Origin of the sequence: Halpernia sp. (assembly GCF_048269545.1) — a bacterium.
GTDB lineage: Bacteria > Bacteroidota > Bacteroidia > Flavobacteriales > Weeksellaceae > Halpernia.
This window is the reverse complement of the sequence record NZ_JBLXIJ010000008.1, coordinates 31,883-48,654: the sequence shown is the minus strand read 5'-3', so window position 1 is coordinate 48,654 and position 16,772 is coordinate 31,883. Positions and strand designations below refer to the sequence as shown.

The following is a 16,772-nucleotide window of genomic DNA, read 5'->3' as shown; positions in this document are numbered from 1 at the left end:
GAAAATATGGGACAAGTAAAAAAGTTAGATTATAGTTGAATGGATGAATATGAGTTAAAGTTAAAAGATCACTCAATCTAAAAACTTTATTAAAAAATCCAATATCTCAATTACAAATTTAATGTCTAATATCTAATCATACTTAATCGCTTTCACAGGTGAAATTTTACTAATCAAAAAACTCGGTAAAATTAATGACAAAGCCGAAACAAAAAGAATTCCAAAAGAGATCATAAAAAAATAAATTGGATTTAAATCAACAGGAACGACACTTACATAATAATTTTCCGGATTTAAAGTAATGATTCCAAAATATTTTTGGAGAAGTAACAAACCTATTCCCACAACATTTCCAATTACAATTCCTGGAATCATTATGAGCAAAGTATAATTAATGAAAATGGATCGAATTTGTCCGTTATTTGTACCCAAAGTTTTTAAAATTCCAATGGAATTAGTGCGTTCAATAATTAAAATTAAGAGAACCATAATAATATTAATGACGACTACAATTAACATTATCGCAATTATTAAAGCAATATTGACATCAAAAATATTAATCCATTCTAAAATTTCCGGATATTTATCTGTCGCTTTTTCGGCGTAATTTTTCAAACCAATTAATTTTTCCACTTTAGGAAAAACTTCGTTGATATTATTAATGTTCTTTAGAAAAACATCCATTCCACCAATATCATTTGGTCCCATTTCCTGAATTTTTCGCACTTGATTAATTCCACCAATGATGAATAAATCATCAATCATTTTAATATCGGTTTTATAAATTCCGACCACTTCAAACTTCCGATAAATTGGACTTTTATTTTCTTTGGAAAAAATGGCAACGATACTGTCTTTTAATTTTAAATGTAAATCTGAAGCAATTTTTTTTGAAATTACAATTTCATTACTATAACCAACTTCTGAAATTTTTGGCGAAACACCTTCAATTAAAAAATTTTTAAAGCGTTCTGCATCAAAGTCTTTTCCCACTCCTTTAAAAATGATTCCTGCAAAATTATCTTTGGTTCTTAGAATTCCGCTTACTGTTGCATATTTCTGAGTGCTTTCAACCTCTGATAAATTTTTTATTTTTTTTATATTAAAAGATTTATCTAAAATTGTTGAATTATAAGAAGAATTAGAGCGTGTAGATTTAATAGAGATATGTCCGCTAAAATCCGCCAATCTTTCTTTGATGGCTTTTTTAGAACCCAATCCTGTAGAAACAGTTATCAGCGAAACGATTATTCCTAAAGCTACAGAAAGCCTACCAATAAAGACAATTACCCGTGAGAGATTATTTTTATTATCTTTGGAAAACGCTATTTTTTTAGAAAAATATAATGGAAATTTCAATAAAATGAATTTAAGACTCAAAATTAAAGATTTACTTCTGATTTGCCTAATTTATTTTGGCTTCACTTCAATTTTTAACGCACAAAATTTAGAAAAAAACTGTTTCAAAACTGGAGCGGATAGACCAGAACTTTATCTTCCGCTTTTAAAAAATAAAAATATTGCAGTTCTTACGAATCAAACTGGTTTATTAAATGATAAAACTTTTTTAGTAGATTTTTTAATTAAGAATAAAATTAATATTAAAAGAATTTTTGCGCCAGAACACGGTTTCCGAGGTGATGCAGATGCAGGAGAACACGTAAAAAATGGAGTAGATTTAAAGACTGGAATACCAATAATTTCACTTTATGGCGATAATAAAAAACCAAAACCTGAACAGTTGAAAGGAATTGATATTGTGGTTTTTGACATTCAAGACGTAGGAGTGAGATTTTACACTTATATTTCTACTTTATCTTATTTAATGGAAGCTGCGGCGGAAAATAATGTAGAAGTGATTGTTTTAGACAGACCAAATCCAAATGATGGTTTTATTGATGGCCCAGTTTTAAAAAAAGAATTTTCCAGTTTTGTTGGTTTGCATGAAGTTCCTGTAGTTTATGGTTTAACAATCGGTGAATATGGAAAAATGGTAAATGGAGAACACTGGTTGAAAAACGGTATTCAAGCGAAATATACATTAATACCGATGCAAAATTATCATAAGAAACAGCGTTATGAAATTTTAGAAAAACCGTCTCCAAATTTGCCAAATGCAATTTCAATAAATTTATATCCGTCGCTTTGTTTTTTTGAGGGAACTCAAGTTTCAGTTGGACGTGGAACGGATTTGCCGTTTCAAATTTATGGTTCGCCTTGGACGAAAGATTTGCCGTATCAATTTACACCAAAACCGAGTGATGGTGCAAAAGATCCGTTTCTAAATGGAAAAGTTTGTTATGGCGAAAATTTATCAAAAAAGAATTTAGATTTAAGAGAAATAAATTTAAAATGGTTGATAAAAGCTTATGCAGATTACAAAAACCCAAAAGAAAGTTTTTTCTTGAAAAACCTTTGGATAGATAAATTAGCAGGAAATGATGAATTGAGAAAACAAATTATTGCGAAAATTCCGGAAGCGCAAATCAAAAAGTCTTGGCAAAAAGATTTGGAAAAATTTCAGAAAATTAGAGAGAAATATGTGATTTATGAGGACTAGTTTTAATTAATCAAAATCATGAAAAGTATCATTTTTTTTAGTTCTATTTATATACCACATTCCAATTGTTAATCCTACAACTCCTGCGATAGCCGTCATTAAAGCACGAGAAAGTCTGTCTGAATAAGTACTTCCGATATAATTCATTAAAAATAAAATAATGAAAGTGAGAACTGCAAGAATGAAATATTTTTTACTTTTAATGTCCATTTATCTAATTTTATAGGCAATCATTAATCCGCCTCGGTAAGGAAGAAATTCACCACTTTTATTAAGTGTATTTTCTCCATCATATCGTTTCCCAGTTATGCGATCGTAACCTTTGTAAAAATCCTGTGATGTTCCTGCAGTTGCGTACAAATCAACATTCCAATTCTCAGACAATTTAAATTGATACCCAATTGTAGCACCAACTAAAACAGAAAATCCCTTCTGAAATAGATTGGAATTTTCAAAGACTTCATTATTGCTATTTATATAAGGTCTTTTCTCCCAATAAGACCATTTTTGCAAATTAAATGCTGCAGTAGAAATATTTGCACCGATATACCAATGTTCTAATGCTTTTTTAAAATAATATCTTCCTTCAAAAGAAACTGAATAATATTGCAATTCATGACCTGCAAAAGATTTCCAAGGAGAAATAAATACATCTCCCTGTAAAGTATATTTTTGAGATAATTGGTATTCTAAACCTGCATTTAAAATTCCAATAGGTAAAAACAAAGCATTCGCTTTTACATAAATCAGTTTTGTTTCTTGTGAAAAGAAATTTAAAAAAATGAAAAATAAAATTAAAAAACTAAATTTTCTCAATTTTATTTGTTTAATTCATTTAATAAAGCGTCTGCTAAACTCGAATCTTTCCCCGATTGTTTAGAAATATCCAAAGACATTTTTGCAAAAGATTTTGCTTTTTCTAAATCTCCAGTTTTCTGATAAAGCGTGGCTAAAATATAAGTATTATCTGCATTTTCACCTTTCATTACAGATTTCTCTGCCCATATTTTCGCTTGATTAAGAGAATCTTTGTTAGTAATGTTTTGACTAAAAATCCACGCTGCTTTATCTAATTCTGAAGCTTGAAAATTATCTGGTTCCTTATAATATTCTAAAGCCGCTTTTTCATATCCTACGAAATTTCCTGTTTGTGGATAAAGCATTATTTTCAAACGGTTCAAAGCGTTTTCTGCTTCAATTTTCCCAACAATCGGTATCGCATTTTTAAAATAATAATCTTCATTAATGGTTCCATCATTTAGATTAACTGCTGTTTCTAAAACTTCGGAAAGTTTAATTTGTTGATCAAATTGTGTATAAGTTTCCAACGGAATAAACTTTAAAATATCCTCTTTTCGATTTATAAAAATTTTATAATTAGGATCTTTTACAGATTTTATGAAATATAAAATATAGGAAATATCATCTTTTGATAAGTCTTTTCCATTTTTTAAAGATAAATATCTTTCAGCTGCTTTTTTGGCAAATTCATAATCTGAATTGGCATTATTTTTAATAATTGTTTCTAAAAATTCTGGGTCACTTTCTCCTTTTTCAAATAATGCTTTAGGTGATTGTTCAGCATTTAAAGGATTTCCTGCTTGTTTGCCTAATTCCAAAAAAGATTCTTCATCCATATAACCTAAAGCTTTCTGTATCACTTCTCCATCACCATTTATAAATAAAAGGCTTGGATATGAATGAATCATATATTTTCTGGCAATTTCTGGACCTTCCCCTTTTTCCATATCAATATGTGTATTGATAAATGTTTTATTAAAAAAATCTTTTACAGCGGGCTTAGGAAAAATATTTTTTTCTAATAATTTACAAGGTCCACACCAAGAAGCATAAGCATCTAAAAAAATTATTTTTTTTTCTTTTTTCGCTTGAGCTAAAAGTTCTGCAAAAGGTTTATTAGAAAAATTAATACTTTCTTGAGAAAACACTTGTAGTGAAAGAAACAGAAATAGGAGATATTTTATATTTTTCATTAATTATTTTAGGTTGCGAAGTTAAAAATTATTTTTTCTTTTATTCTTTGTTTTCTTATAAATAATGTTAAAAGATGGCAAAATAAACTTCTTTTAAATCTACTTACGACAGTAAATACAGAATAGATTTAGAACAAAACTGAAAAAAATCCTCACATTATAAAAATGTGAGGATTGTGTTTAAACGAATGTTTTGTGGTTTCTCCAGGGATCGAACCAGGGACACATGGATTTTCAGTCCATTGCTCTACCAACTGAGCTAAGAAACCATTACTTTGTTGTTTAAAGTGGTGCAAAAATAAAAACTTTTATACTAAGTCCCAAATCATTTGTGACATTTTTTAAACAAAATTGCTAAACCTACTGATTTTCAGTTTCAATATTATCTTGCTCTCTTCTATAATGTTCACTCATTTCTTCTAAAACAGGTTTAATAGTGCTTTCTGGCAAATCACTTATTCTAATATACATTAATCCATCAATCGCATCATTAAATGTTGGATCTACGTTAAAAGCAATTACTTTTGCGTTTTGTTTAATGTATTTTTTTATGAGAACAGGAAGACGCATTTCAGGTTCTAAGTCATCAATAATTTTATCTAATTTGTTAAGATCCGAATCTATATCTTCAAAAAACAAATGTTTATCCCGTTCTTTTAAAATGACTTTAAATTCATTTTTCGGATGAACATATTGTGCTACAGCTGAGTCATAATAATGAGAGCGCATATATTCTATCATCAAAGATTTAGAAAATTCTGAAAATTTATCTGAAATACTTACGCCGCCCATTAAAAATTTATGCTCCGGATTTCTAAGACAAACATGAACTATTCCGCGCCATAAAAGGAAAAGTGGCAAAGGTTTTTGTTGATATTCTTTTGAAATATAAGCACGTCCCATTTCTATAACTTTACGGAAAAAAGGTTGAAGTTCTAAATCAAACTCAAATAATGAACTAGTATAAAATCCATCAACACCATATTTTTTCATAATTTCTCCTCCCAATCCCATTCTGTAGGCACCCACTAATTTTTGATCGGAATTATCCCAAAGAAATAAATGATGGTAATATTGATCGTATTTGTCCAAATCAAATGGTAAATTACTTCCCTCTCCAATGGCACGAAAAGTGAGTTCTCGCTGTCTTCCAATTTCTCGCATTATGGACGGGATATCTTCATACTTAGCAAAAAACATTTCATAATTTCCATTAGCAAAAAGCATTTTCTCCTGCTCTTTCAGTTTTTTTATTTCGGCTATTAAATCTTCCTGTGGCGTTTCATCAATAATATTTTGAACAATATTTGCCGATTTTAAATTCGGAAATTTCAATGCTAGATTTGGTAATTTTAAAACATCAATTAAACTTTTTCTCTTATCATAGTATGATTTTAAACGATAAACCTTGTTTCGTAAATAACTTCCAAATTCCGTTATATCTTCATGTTCATCTAAAACTTTCACACTTACTGCTTTTCCAATTCTTATTCTGATTGGTTTTTCCCTTTTATTCATCATTTCTGACGGAAGCAACAATGTTTGTAAATTGGGATGTATTTTTGATAATTTATAAAAAAGAGAACTATTTTTTGCATGGAAATACATTGGAACAACTGGAACTTTTGCTCTTTTAATTAATTTCAAAGCTGTTTTTTCCCACTCACGATCTAAAATTTCTCCAAATTCATTATTGGTATTAGAAACTTCTCCTGCAGGAAAAATACCGAGACAGCCGCCGCTTTGGATATGTTGCAAAGCGCCGCGCATTCCTGTTGCGCTATTATAAACTTCTTTTCTATTTTCAAATGGATTTACAGAAATTACGTAAGGTTGCATGGGTTCAATCTTAGTTAAAAGAAAATTTCCCATTACTTTAAAATCTGGCCTTAATTCCATTATAATTTTAATCATCAAAACGCCATCAATGGCTCCCAGTGGATGATTACTTACAACAATAAAAGGTCCTGTTTTCGGGATTTTTGCTAAATCTTCTGCAAAAACAATATATTTCAAATTTCTATATTCAACCCAAGCATCAAAAAATTCTTTGCCTTTTAGATGTTGCAATTTTTCGTACATGGTATTAACTTCGTCAATTTTTGTTAATTTCATAATAGCTGCTGCAATAGGATTTTTTAAAAATCCAATTTTATGCAAACCTGCCGCGGAAATTAAATCTTGCTTAGAAATTAAACTCATAATTTATTAGTTTTTAGGAAATTACCATTTGCACGGTTTGTTTAGAAATCTGCTCCAAAAGGACATTTTTCCCAGTATAAAATTTTTCTATATTTTTTAAATTTGCATTTCTGATTGTAAATAATGAAACATTCTCTGTCAATTCTGTATTAAAAAAGTGATGAAGTTCGTCATTTAGCAAATTTATGTTATTAAATTTATCTTCTAAACATAAAGCCAGAGAAATTGCCGAATTCTGCATCAAAGAAATTTTAATATTATATTTCGCTAAATAAGAGAAAATTAAACTCAAATGTTCTTCTGCAATAAAAGAAAAATCTCTCGTAGAAACATTCATTAACATTTGGTTTTCTTTTAAAATATAAGTTTCGGTGTATTCATTTTCATCACTTACACTTACTTTTGTTCCTTCATTTTTTGGATCTAAAAAAGATTTTACAAAAAATGGAATATTTTTTTGTTTTAAAGGTTGCAAGGTTTTTGGGTGAATTACAGATGCGCCATAATAAGCCATTTCTATTGCTTCTTCGTAAGAAATTTCTGATAAAAGATTGACATTTTCAAATTTCCTTGGATCTCCCGTCATAACACCTGGAACATCTTTCCAAATCGTGAGATGATCTGCGTTTAAACAATAAGCAAAAATCGCAGCAGAATAATCTGAACCTTCTCTTCCTAAAGTTACAGTGAAATTATGAGAATCTGAACCAATAAAACCCTGCGTTACAAAACATTTAGAAGAATTTAAAATTTTAATATTTTTTTCCGTTTCTTCCCAATTTACATTTCCTTCTCGGTATTGTGAGTCGGTTTTAATAAAATCTCTTGCATCTAACCAAATATTTTTAAATTGAATATCATTTAAATATTCACTTAAAATTTTAGAAGAAATCATTTCACCACAACTTACAACTTGATCATACACAAAATTATAACTCGGCGATTTATTTCTACGGAGAAAAGAATTGATATCATCAAAAAAAACCGCTATTTCTGCTAAAACAGGATGATTTGCAGAAAATAATTCACTCGTAATTTGAAGATGATTTTTTTTAATTTCTTCAACTAGTTCTTCATAATTCTTCTTATCAAAATAATTTTGCACCACCTTTTCTAGTGCATTAGTAGTTTTTCCCATTGCAGAAACTACAATAAGACAATTTTCAAAATGTTCTGTTTCTAAAACTACAGCCACATTTTTTATTCCTTCCGCATCTTTTACGGAAGCACCACCAAATTTAAAAATTTTCATTTAAAGAATTATAAATCAATTAATTATATAATGAGTTGAAATAATACAAAAGTATTGAACTTCCAAAAATATTAATTTAGACTGAGATATGAAAACGATTGAATGCAAATTGATTCACAAAAACTATTGTCTTTTTTTTAGACGATAAACTTTTCTGTTTTGATAGTATTCTGAAAAAGTTTTCCGAAATTTGTGAGCAACAAAAAAATAAAATATGTCCGAGCAACCATTTCAGACTTTAGGTGAATTTATTATTGAAAAACAAGACGATTTTCTTTATTCAAGTGGAGAACTTTCACGTTTGTTAAGCGCCATTCGTCTTGCTTCAAAGGTGGTAAATCGGGAAGTGAATAAAGCGGGAATTGCTGAAATTATTGGACAAGCTGGAAATCAAAATATCCAAGGAGAAGATCAACAAAAATTAGATGTTTTAGCAAATGATATTTTTATTGAAGCCCTTTCTCAAAGAGAAGTTGTTTGCGGAATTGCTTCTGAAGAAAATGATGATTTTATTGTTGTAAAAAGTGGTCCAAATGCACATCTCAGTAAATATGTGGTTTTAATGGATCCTTTAGATGGCTCTTCAAACATCGATGTAAATGTTTCTGTAGGAACTATTTTTTCAATTTATCGTAGAATTACAGAACCGGGAGAAGCTGTAGAATTAAAAGATTTTTTACAAAAAGGAGTCAATCAAGTTGCAGCAGGTTATGTTGTTTATGGTTCTTCTACAATGATTGTTTATACCACAGGAAACGGTGTAAATGGATTTACTTTAGATCCTTCAATTGGGACTTATTATTTGTCGCATCCAAATATGACTTTCAGCAAAACTGGAAAAATCTATTCAATAAATGAAGGAAATTATATTAAATTTCCACAAGGCGTAAAAGATTATATTAAATTTTGCCAAGAAGAAAAAGAAGATCGGCCTTATACTTCCAGATATATTGGTTCTTTGGTTTCAGATTTTCATAGAAATATGATAAAAGGCGGCATTTATATTTATCCTTCCACTTCACAATCTCCAAATGGAAAATTAAGATTATTATATGAATGCAATCCGATGGCGTTTTTAGCGGAACAAGCGGGCGGAAAATGCAGCGATGGATTCCAAAGAGTTTTAGAAATTGAGCCCACTGAATTGCACCAAAGAGTGCCGTTTTTCTGCGGAAGTTCTATAATGGTAGAAAAAGCAGAAGAATTTATGCGAAATGCGAAATAAAATAATTGAGCCAATCGAAAAAAGAATCGACTACGTTTGGATTTCCTTGAACTCAAGTTCTTCGAAAGCACGCACTTCGCTTTTCATCTTGGCTACAATGGTTGTAAATATTGCGCCTTGAAAATGCCAACATTCATTAAAATATTAATATTAAAAACTAATTTATGAAGAGAAAACTATTTAATTTTTTAAGTTTTGGAATCTTTATATCAGTTCTACTTTCAGGCTGTAGAGCTGAAAATGAAACAGTAGGATTTGAAGGAAATAAAAAGCAAGATTATGTAAATAAATCACTATGGAATGAAGACGAAGTTTTCATTAAGAATGTGAAAAAGATTTATGAAAAAAATGCTAATGAAGTTCAAATGTATTCAAAATTTGGCTCTGTGGCGTGGGATTACGCCACTTCAATGAATACCTTTAATGAAACATTTTTAATGGCACCTGTCTTAAAGAATAATCAGGTGGTGGCAATTGTTACCACAAAAAGATTAGGAAACAAGGTGTTTTTCAAATTTACAAAACAAGATACGGAAGTAAATGATTTTTTTAAAATTATAATTTTTAATGACCGTGAAAGTATTAGTGGTTCAGATAATCGTAAAAATGAATAAAACTTCAAGCTATGATTTGGAATGTAAAACGGTGATTTTAGTGGTTGGTGTAATTGAGGGCGGTGGTGGTACGCAAAGTGAAATAACGACAACTAAAACAGTTTGTAAAAAAGTTATAAAAGAAATAGCTGAAGATAACACTTGTATAAATGTGTCACCAAATGGAGAATGTAATATAGGCGACGGCGGTGGAGGCGGTGGCGGATATCCCTACGAAGATACGGGAGAAAAAGATCCGTGTGAGAAAGCGAAAGAGGTTTTAAATAATACAAAAATGAAACCTAAAGTCGAAGAGTTAGAAAATTTTGCAAAAACATCTAAAGATGACGAAATTGGTTATAAAGATAACAAAGACGGAACAGTATCACCTGCGGATAAAAATGGAAAACATCGTGTAACTTTCGATGATGTCTCCACAATGAATGGTGGTTACCATAATCATACTTTGAGTGGTTTGCATATGTTTTTTTCACATGATATTTCAACAATGCTAGAAATTGCAAGATATCAAGGCATTGGAAATTCAGGAAATGCTTATTTAGGAATGGTTTCTTCTGATAACCATTATATTATAACTTTTAACGGAAACCATAATGATTTGCCCGCAAATAGCTTTAGTGAAGAAAATTTATATTTGTGGGATACTAAACAAGCGATCGATTGGTATAGTATGCTTAATAATTCACAATATTCTTCAGATAAAAAAAATCTGAATGATACTGGTTTAAATAAGATATTCTTTAGTACGCTTGAAAAAATGGGACTAACAGATAAAATAAATCTTATAAAAGTAAATAACGACGGGTCCACATCTAAAATAACAAAAAATTCAGATGGTACTATTTCACCAATACCATGCTCTTAATAAACAAAATATTATGAAAAATATAATCTCAATTCTATTAATTATCTTTTCTTTTTCCTGCAAAGCACAGCAAGAATACCCCTTGAACACAAACTCAAATGAAATTCCTGTAAATTCTTACATAAAGGACTATAACCATGAATTAGATACTTATGTTGGGACATGGAAAGCCAATTATAATGGAAATCAAACTACATTATTTATTACAAAAGAGATAAAAAAATTATTCGATTTTGATACCAACCATAAATTCTTTTCGGATGTACTAACCGTAAAATATGAAATAAAAAACTCATCCGCAATAATTTTACAAAGTACACTAAATAATATGACTTTAAGAAATAATATTTTTAGTATGTCAAATGATTCATCAATTAATGAAGTGGGGTTATATTATTCTGGAACGAATTGTGGTGTTGGATGGGGAAGAATTTATATTAAAAAGCTTAATAACACACAAATTAGCTGGGCTTATTACCCAAATGATACCATGCTTACTGCAGCAACGTGCCCAGGAAATCCAGATTTAACAATTTATTTACCTGAAACAGAGAATTTGGTTTTTACAAAGCAATAGTGAAGAAACTACAACTAATATTTTTATATCTTGCTGTGTTTTCCTGCAAAGCACAGCAAGAATATCCGTTAAGTACTTCAATATCAGATATAACTCAAAATTCTTACATTAGGGATTATAATAATGAATTGAACCCTTATGTAGGGGTATATAAATCTACTTTTAAAGGAAAGGAAATGAAATAAAAATCATAATTACTAAAGAAATTAAAAAGTTATTTCACTTTCCAAATTTTAATTATTATAAAGATGCATTATTAATTACATATACTATTAAAAATTTTAAAGGACTCGTTTTGCAAACTACAGAAAATAATAATACTACCAGAAATTTTATTTCCGATATTACTTTTAATGATGCTTCCAACGCTTTAGTCTTTTATTATACCGGTACAAATTGTGGTGTAGGTTGGGGAGAAATTCAATTAAAAAAAGTAAGCAGTTCCCAAATATCATGGACTTATTACCCAAATGATACAACACTTACTGAAGCAACATGCCCAGGAAATCCAGATTTAACAATATATTTGCCAGAAACAGAAAACTTAGTGTTTACAAAGCAATAATAATCGCTACAGCCAAGATTATATTAGCAATAGGCGGAGTCTCATCTTCGGCTAATTTGAGATTTTGTACTTCGCTTAAAGTTTATCACTAAAAAGCCCACCCATCGCCAAAACACAAAACGTTCAGAAGAACAAACTTATCAGATGATTTCTAAAATGTTTACTAACTTTCTACAAAAAAATGATCTCCACTTTCCAAAAATATATTTTAGAATTTAAAAATCCAAGCGGAACTTCGCGCGGCATTCTAAAAACTAAAGAAACTTTCATTCTTGAAATCTTCGATGGAGAAAAAAAAGGAAATGGCGAATGCGCCCTATTTCGAGGTTTGAGTTATGATGATGTCCCAGAATACGAAGAAAAACTGTCTTGGCTTTGTGAAAATATTAATCAAGATTTTAATGTTTTAAAACAAGAATTAAAATATTTCCCTTCTATTTGGTTTGGCTTTGAACAAGCGATTTTAAATTTAAAAAACGGAAAAAATCTATATTTCCCGAGTGAATTTACAAAAGGAAAATCTTCTATAAAAATAAACGGATTAATTTGGATGGGAAATGCAGAATTTATGCAATCTCAAATTGAAGAAAAATTAGAAAAAGGTTTTGATTGCATTAAATTAAAAATCGGCGTTGATTGGAATTCTGAAAAAGAAATTTTAAAGAAACTTCGTCAAAAATTTAGCAAAGAAAAATTAGAATTAAGAGTTGATGCAAATGGTGGATTTACTTTTTATGAAGCAAAAATTGTTTTGCGAGAATTAGCAGATTTAGAAATTCATTCTATTGAACAGCCTATAAAAGCGGGGCTTGTTTCAGACATGGAGAAACTTTGTGCAGAAACAAAAACTCCAATTGCGTTAGATGAAGAATTAATTGGCGTCATCAATTTTGAAGAAAAACAACAACTTTTAGAAAAAATAAAACCACAATTTATTATTTTAAAACCTGCATTAATTGGCGGATTTTCTGGTTGTGACGAATGGATTTCTTTAGCCGAAAAACTTAATATCGGTTGGTGGATTACTTCTGCGTTGGAAAGTAATATCGGTTTAAATGCAATTGCACAATATACTTTCATCAAACAAAATAAACTTCCGCAAGGTCTCGGAACTGGTGCGCTTTTTACCAATAATTTTCCAAGTTCATTAGAATTAAAAGGCGACCAACTTTCATTTAAAAATAGATAATTTGCGAATGTGAAAATGTGCTGATTTGATTATTTTAAAATCAATTCATCAATTCAAATTTTAAATATTATCAACTTTACTTCTTTACAACTAAACGACTTCACAACTTTACAATTTTCCTTAACTTTGCGCTCATTATGGAAGAAGAAAAAAAATCTCTCAATTTTATTGAGCAAATTATAGAAAATGATCTTGAAAATGGTTTACCTAAAAGCCAACTTCGTTTTCGTTTTCCGCCAGAACCAAACGGTTATCTTCACGTAGGTCACACAAAAGCGATTTGCATAAATTTTGGTTTGGGCGAAAAATATAATGCGCCCGTAAATCTTCGTTTTGACGACACCAATCCTGAAAAAGAAGAACAAGAATTTGTAGATTCTATTAAAAAAGATATCGAATGGTTGGGTTTTAAATATGATAAAGAATTATACGCTTCCGACTATTTTCAACAGCTTTATGATTGGGCAGTTGAAATGATAAAAGATGGAAAAGCTTATATCGACGAACAAAAATCTGAAGAAATTACGGAACAAAGAAAAAATCCTTTTGAAGATGGCGTTGATTCACCTTTCCGAAATAGACCAATTGAAGAAAGTTTGAAACTTTTTGAAGGAATGAAAAACGGTGATTTTGAAGTTGGAACTATGAGTTTGCGCGCAAAAATCGATATGAAATCGCCAAATATGAATATGCGAGATCCTGTGATGTACAGAATTTTGAAAAAAACACACCACAGAACTGGAGACAAATGGAAAATTTATCCAATGTATGATTGGGCGCATGGAGAAAGTGATTATTTAGAACAAATTTCTCACTCACTTTGTAGTTTAGAATTTGAAAATCACCGTCCACTTTACGATTGGTATTTAGATCAAATTTATAAAGAAGGTACAGTTAGAAATAAACAACGCGAATTTGCAAGAATGAACGTTTCATATTTAATTACTTCTAAAAGAAAATTACAAAGATTGGTTGCAGAAAAAGTGGTGACTGGATGGGACGATCCAAGAATGCCCACAATTTCTGGAATGCGTAGAAAAGGTTATACACCGACTTCTATCAAAAATTTTATTGAAAAAGTCGGCGTCGCAAAACGTGAAAATTTAATAGACATCGCACTTTTAGAATTTTGTGTTCGTGAAGATTTAAATAAAGTGGCGAAAAGAGTGATGGCTGTTTTAGATCCGGTAAAATTAATTATAGAAAATTATCCACCAGATAAAGAAGAATGGTTAGAAACGGAAAATAATCCTGAACAAGAAAACGCTGGAACGAGACAAATCCCTTTTACGAGAGAACTTTTTATAGAGCGAGAAGATTTCCGCGAAGAAGCGAATAAGAAATTTTTTAGATTAAAATTAGGTGGCGAAGTGCGTTTAAAATCAGGTTACATTATAAAAGCTGAAAGAGCTGATAAAGATGAAAATGGAGAAATCAAAACGATTTATGCGACTTATGATCCATTAAGTAAATCTGGAAGTGGAACTGAAGAGAGTTTAAGAAAAGTAAAAGGCACTTTGCATTGGGTTTCTGCAAAATTTGCTTTGCCAATTGAAGTCAGAATGTACAACCGGCTTTTCACTGTGGAACAACCCGATGCAGAAAAAGAAACTGACTTTTTAGATTATGTAAATCCAGATTCTTTGGAAATTATTCACGGTTTTGGAGAACCAGCTTTTGCAGAAGTTGCAGTGGAAGAACCGTTGCAATTTCAGAGATTAGGATATTTTACGAAAGACCGAGATTCAACAGAAAATCATTTGGTTTTTAATCAAACTGTAACTTTGAAAGATAGTTTTAAACCAGAATAAATTTAAAGAAAATTTAATAAAAACGTTGATTATTTAATCAACGTTTTTTCTTTTAAAACCGCCATTAACCGCAATAATTAAAAATCCGGAAAATTCAATTCCTACACTTGTAAATAAAATTATGGTAAAAATATATTCTGGTAAATTTAGATAATGATTTAAAATTAATGACAATGACATTGCAAAAATCCCAAAGACAAATAAAAATTTTCCTAGTTGTGAGTTTGTGATTTTCATATTCAATATTTTTATAAAATTACAAATTATTTTTAGAAACAATATCTTGCACAATCATTTCTGCATGAATTCTTGAGTTTTCTATGAACCAAAGATGCGTGTCTTTTCCGCCACAAACAACGCCCGCTAAATATAAATTTGGTACATTGGTTTCCATTGTTTCTGGAGTGTAAAAAGGATTTAAACAATCTCCTTGAAGTGTAATTCCAGAGTTTTCTAAGAATTTAAAATTGGGTAAATAACCTGTCATTGCAAGAACAAAATCATTTTCAATCTCTTGAATTTTTCCATTTTCATCTTTAAAAATTATGGAATTTTCTTTTATTTCTAAAAGTTCAGAATTAAAATGTGCGTTAATAGATTTTTCTTTTACTCGGTTTTCAATATCCGGTTTTACCCAATATTTTACGCTTTGAGAAAATTCAGAATGACGAATAATCATCGATACTTGTGCTCCTTTTCTGTAAGTTTCTAAAGCGGCATCCACCGCGGAATTACTTGAACCAATAACTGCGATTTTTTGTTTCGCAAAAGGATATGGTTCTTTATAATAATGAAAAACTTTATCTAAATCTTCACCTTTTACGTTCATCATATTTGGAATATCATAAAATCCAGTGGCAATTATGACATTTTTTGCTTCATAATTATTTTTAGAAGTTTGAACTAAAAAAAATTCGTTTTTGGTGATTTTTAAAACTTCTTCGTAAAGATTTATATTAATATTTTTTTGTCGAGTAATTCCTTGATAATATTCTAAAGCTTCTCTCCTACCCGGTTTTGGAGCAGTAGAAATAAAAGGAATTTCGCCGATTTCCAATTTTTCTGCGGTGGAAAAAAAAGTCATGTATAAAGGATAATTGTATAAAGAATTGACAATAGTCCCTTTTTCAATTATTAAATAAGAAAGATTTGCTTTTTCTGCTTCCAACGCACAATTTAATCCAATTGGTCCTCCGCCGATTATTATAATATCATAAATTTTCATCTTGCAAAGATATTGAACAAAAAAATTCTTATATTTATTAAAACTAAAAAATATGAAAAATACATTTTTAATTTTTCTTTTAATTGTTTCTGTTTCATGTAAAAAAGAAGTAAATAATGATGTCGTAAAAAATGATTCTGTTAAAATAGAATCTGACTCTATTCAAAAGAATGAAGAATTAGCCGCAAAAGAACCAACGTTAAAAGAAATTGACAGCGACATTCTTCTCTATATTAAAGAAAAAAATTATTCAAAAATTGCAGATTTTATTCATCCCGAAAAAGGCGTTCGGTTTTCTATGTATTTAACTGTTTTACCAAAAACTGATCAACTTTTTAGCCGACAAGAATTTTTAGAAAATTTAAATTCAAAAAAAGTGTTTGTTTGGGGAGAACAAGATGGGACTGGAAATTTATATAAAAGCACTTTAAAAAATTATTTAGATGAATGGGCTTTTAGCGGAGATTATTCTACCGCTTCTATTTCTGAAAATAAATTTGAGAAAAGCGGAAATTCACTTAATAATTTGGAAGAAATATATCCAGAAGGAAAAATTATGGTTAATTATTTAAAAGGGACAGATGAAAATCCAGATTTTACTTGGTCCAATTTAATTTTTGTTTTTGAAAAATATGAAGGTAAAAATTATCTTGTTGCCATAATTAATGATCGTTGGACGATTTAATTTTTTTA

The 16,772-nt window shown here is 29.7% G+C and carries 17 protein-coding genes and 1 tRNA gene; 9 read left to right on the top strand and 9 right to left on the bottom strand.

Annotation, left to right across the window (positions count from 1 at the left end):
* Positions 1-132 precede the first annotated feature (132 nt).
* Positions 133-1,359 (bottom strand): ABC transporter permease, encoded by a 1,227-nt coding sequence (locus tag ACN0WB_RS09775; protein WP_417431265.1) that lies wholly within the window; start codon positions 1,357-1,359, stop codon positions 133-135.
* A 4-nt stretch (positions 1,360-1,363) separates the two neighbouring features.
* Between ACN0WB_RS09775 and ACN0WB_RS09770 the strand changes: the two genes are divergently transcribed.
* Positions 1,364-2,560, top strand: a complete 1,197-nt coding sequence (locus tag ACN0WB_RS09770; protein WP_417431263.1) for an exo-beta-N-acetylmuramidase NamZ domain-containing protein — start codon at positions 1,364-1,366, stop codon at positions 2,558-2,560.
* Between the two features lie 6 nt (positions 2,561-2,566).
* On the opposite strand, the gene ACN0WB_RS09765 is transcribed toward ACN0WB_RS09770, so the two are convergent.
* The 6 genes from ACN0WB_RS09765 to ACN0WB_RS09740 all read right to left on the bottom strand — a co-directional run bounded on the left by ACN0WB_RS09765 (position 2,567) and on the right by ACN0WB_RS09740 (position 8,008).
* Positions 2,567-2,770 carry a hypothetical protein gene (locus tag ACN0WB_RS09765; RefSeq protein WP_417431261.1) on the bottom strand — a complete coding sequence of 68 codons (204 nt, stop codon included), beginning with the start codon at positions 2,768-2,770 and terminating at the stop codon, positions 2,567-2,569.
* Entirely contained in the window at positions 2,771-3,376 is a 606-nt protein-coding gene (locus ACN0WB_RS09760) for a DUF3575 domain-containing protein (protein ID WP_417431259.1), read from the bottom strand.
* Between the two features lie 2 nt (positions 3,377-3,378).
* On the bottom strand, positions 3,379-4,554 hold the full coding sequence (locus tag ACN0WB_RS09755) for a thioredoxin family protein (protein ID WP_417431257.1): 1,176 nt from the start codon (positions 4,552-4,554) through the stop codon (positions 3,379-3,381).
* Positions 4,555-4,750: 196 nt separating this feature from the next.
* Positions 4,751-4,823, bottom strand: a tRNA-Phe gene (locus ACN0WB_RS09750).
* 91 nt (positions 4,824-4,914) lie between these two features.
* Complete coding sequence (locus tag ACN0WB_RS09745; protein ID WP_417431255.1) at positions 4,915-6,756, bottom strand: lysophospholipid acyltransferase family protein; 1,842 nt, start codon at positions 6,754-6,756, stop codon at positions 4,915-4,917.
* A 13-nt stretch (positions 6,757-6,769) separates the two neighbouring features.
* On the bottom strand, positions 6,770-8,008 hold the full coding sequence (locus ACN0WB_RS09740; RefSeq protein WP_417431253.1) for an aspartate kinase: 1,239 nt from the start codon (positions 8,006-8,008) through the stop codon (positions 6,770-6,772).
* Positions 8,009-8,222: 214 nt separating this feature from the next.
* Between ACN0WB_RS09740 and fbp the strand changes: the two genes are divergently transcribed.
* The 7 genes from fbp to ACN0WB_RS09705 all read left to right on the top strand — a co-directional run bounded on the left by fbp (position 8,223) and on the right by ACN0WB_RS09705 (position 14,854).
* Positions 8,223-9,233 carry a class 1 fructose-bisphosphatase gene (gene fbp, locus ACN0WB_RS09735; RefSeq protein WP_417431251.1) on the top strand — a complete coding sequence of 337 codons (1,011 nt, stop codon included), beginning with the start codon at positions 8,223-8,225 and terminating at the stop codon, positions 9,231-9,233.
* Between the two features lie 164 nt (positions 9,234-9,397).
* Entirely contained in the window at positions 9,398-9,847 is a 450-nt protein-coding gene (locus tag ACN0WB_RS09730; protein WP_417431249.1) for a hypothetical protein, read from the top strand.
* Positions 9,801-10,712 (top strand): hypothetical protein, encoded by a 912-nt coding sequence (locus ACN0WB_RS09725; RefSeq protein ID WP_417431247.1) that lies wholly within the window; start codon positions 9,801-9,803, stop codon positions 10,710-10,712. Before ACN0WB_RS09730 ends, ACN0WB_RS09725 begins: the two co-directional genes overlap by 47 nt.
* Positions 10,713-10,725: 13 nt before the next feature.
* The gene (locus tag ACN0WB_RS09720; protein WP_417431245.1) at positions 10,726-11,289 is read left to right on the top strand and encodes a DUF6705 family protein; all 564 of its coding nucleotides are present in this window, start codon (positions 10,726-10,728) and stop codon (positions 11,287-11,289) included.
* 295 nt (positions 11,290-11,584) lie between these two features.
* A complete protein-coding gene (locus ACN0WB_RS09715) occupies positions 11,585-11,854 on the top strand; it encodes a hypothetical protein (protein ID WP_417431243.1) in 270 nt (89 codons plus the stop codon).
* Positions 11,855-12,035: 181 nt separating this feature from the next.
* Positions 12,036-13,043 carry an o-succinylbenzoate synthase gene (gene menC / locus ACN0WB_RS09710; protein ID WP_417431241.1) on the top strand — a complete coding sequence of 336 codons (1,008 nt, stop codon included), beginning with the start codon at positions 12,036-12,038 and terminating at the stop codon, positions 13,041-13,043.
* A 137-nt stretch (positions 13,044-13,180) separates the two neighbouring features.
* Positions 13,181-14,854 (top strand): glutamine--tRNA ligase/YqeY domain fusion protein, encoded by a 1,674-nt coding sequence (locus tag ACN0WB_RS09705; protein WP_417431239.1) that lies wholly within the window; start codon positions 13,181-13,183, stop codon positions 14,852-14,854.
* Positions 14,855-14,887: 33 nt separating this feature from the next.
* Here the strand turns inward: ACN0WB_RS09705 and ACN0WB_RS09700 are convergent, their stop codons facing one another.
* Positions 14,888-15,091: a hypothetical protein gene (locus ACN0WB_RS09700; protein WP_417431237.1), complete on the bottom strand. Its 204-nt coding sequence runs from the start codon at positions 15,089-15,091 to the stop codon at positions 14,888-14,890.
* Positions 15,092-15,110: 19 nt separating this feature from the next.
* Positions 15,111-16,079 (bottom strand): YpdA family putative bacillithiol disulfide reductase, encoded by a 969-nt coding sequence (locus tag ACN0WB_RS09695; protein ID WP_417431235.1) that lies wholly within the window; start codon positions 16,077-16,079, stop codon positions 15,111-15,113.
* 52 nt (positions 16,080-16,131) lie between these two features.
* Between ACN0WB_RS09695 and ACN0WB_RS09690 the strand changes: the two genes are divergently transcribed.
* On the top strand, positions 16,132-16,764 hold the full coding sequence (locus ACN0WB_RS09690; protein WP_417431234.1) for a hypothetical protein: 633 nt from the start codon (positions 16,132-16,134) through the stop codon (positions 16,762-16,764).
* Positions 16,765-16,772 lie beyond the last annotated feature (8 nt).

Bases quoted from the DNA above. Each gene is read 5' to 3' on its own strand.
- ACN0WB_RS09725 (WP_417431247.1), top strand. From the start codon at position 9,801: ATGACCGTGAAAGTATTAGTGGTTCAGATAATCGTAAAAATGAATAAA.
- ACN0WB_RS09695 (WP_417431235.1), bottom strand. From the start codon at position 16,079: ATGAAAATTTATGATATTATAATAATCGGCGGAGGACCAATTGGATTA.
- ACN0WB_RS09700 (WP_417431237.1), bottom strand. From the start codon at position 15,091: ATGAAAATCACAAACTCACAACTAGGAAAATTTTTATTTGTCTTTGGG.
- ACN0WB_RS09720 (WP_417431245.1), top strand. From the start codon at position 10,726: ATGAAAAATATAATCTCAATTCTATTAATTATCTTTTCTTTTTCCTGC.
- fbp (WP_417431251.1), top strand. From the start codon at position 8,223: ATGTCCGAGCAACCATTTCAGACTTTAGGTGAATTTATTATTGAAAAA.
- ACN0WB_RS09730 (WP_417431249.1), top strand. From the start codon at position 9,398: ATGAAGAGAAAACTATTTAATTTTTTAAGTTTTGGAATCTTTATATCA.
- ACN0WB_RS09690 (WP_417431234.1), top strand. From the start codon at position 16,132: ATGAAAAATACATTTTTAATTTTTCTTTTAATTGTTTCTGTTTCATGT.
- ACN0WB_RS09745 (WP_417431255.1), bottom strand. From the start codon at position 6,756: ATGAGTTTAATTTCTAAGCAAGATTTAATTTCCGCGGCAGGTTTGCAT.
- ACN0WB_RS09770 (WP_417431263.1), top strand. From the start codon at position 1,364: ATGAATTTAAGACTCAAAATTAAAGATTTACTTCTGATTTGCCTAATT.
- ACN0WB_RS09755 (WP_417431257.1), bottom strand. From the start codon at position 4,554: ATGAAAAATATAAAATATCTCCTATTTCTGTTTCTTTCACTACAAGTG.
- menC (WP_417431241.1), top strand. From the start codon at position 12,036: ATGATCTCCACTTTCCAAAAATATATTTTAGAATTTAAAAATCCAAGC.
- ACN0WB_RS09765 (WP_417431261.1), bottom strand. From the start codon at position 2,770: ATGGACATTAAAAGTAAAAAATATTTCATTCTTGCAGTTCTCACTTTC.
- ACN0WB_RS09705 (WP_417431239.1), top strand. From the start codon at position 13,181: ATGGAAGAAGAAAAAAAATCTCTCAATTTTATTGAGCAAATTATAGAA.
- ACN0WB_RS09740 (WP_417431253.1), bottom strand. From the start codon at position 8,008: ATGAAAATTTTTAAATTTGGTGGTGCTTCCGTAAAAGATGCGGAAGGA.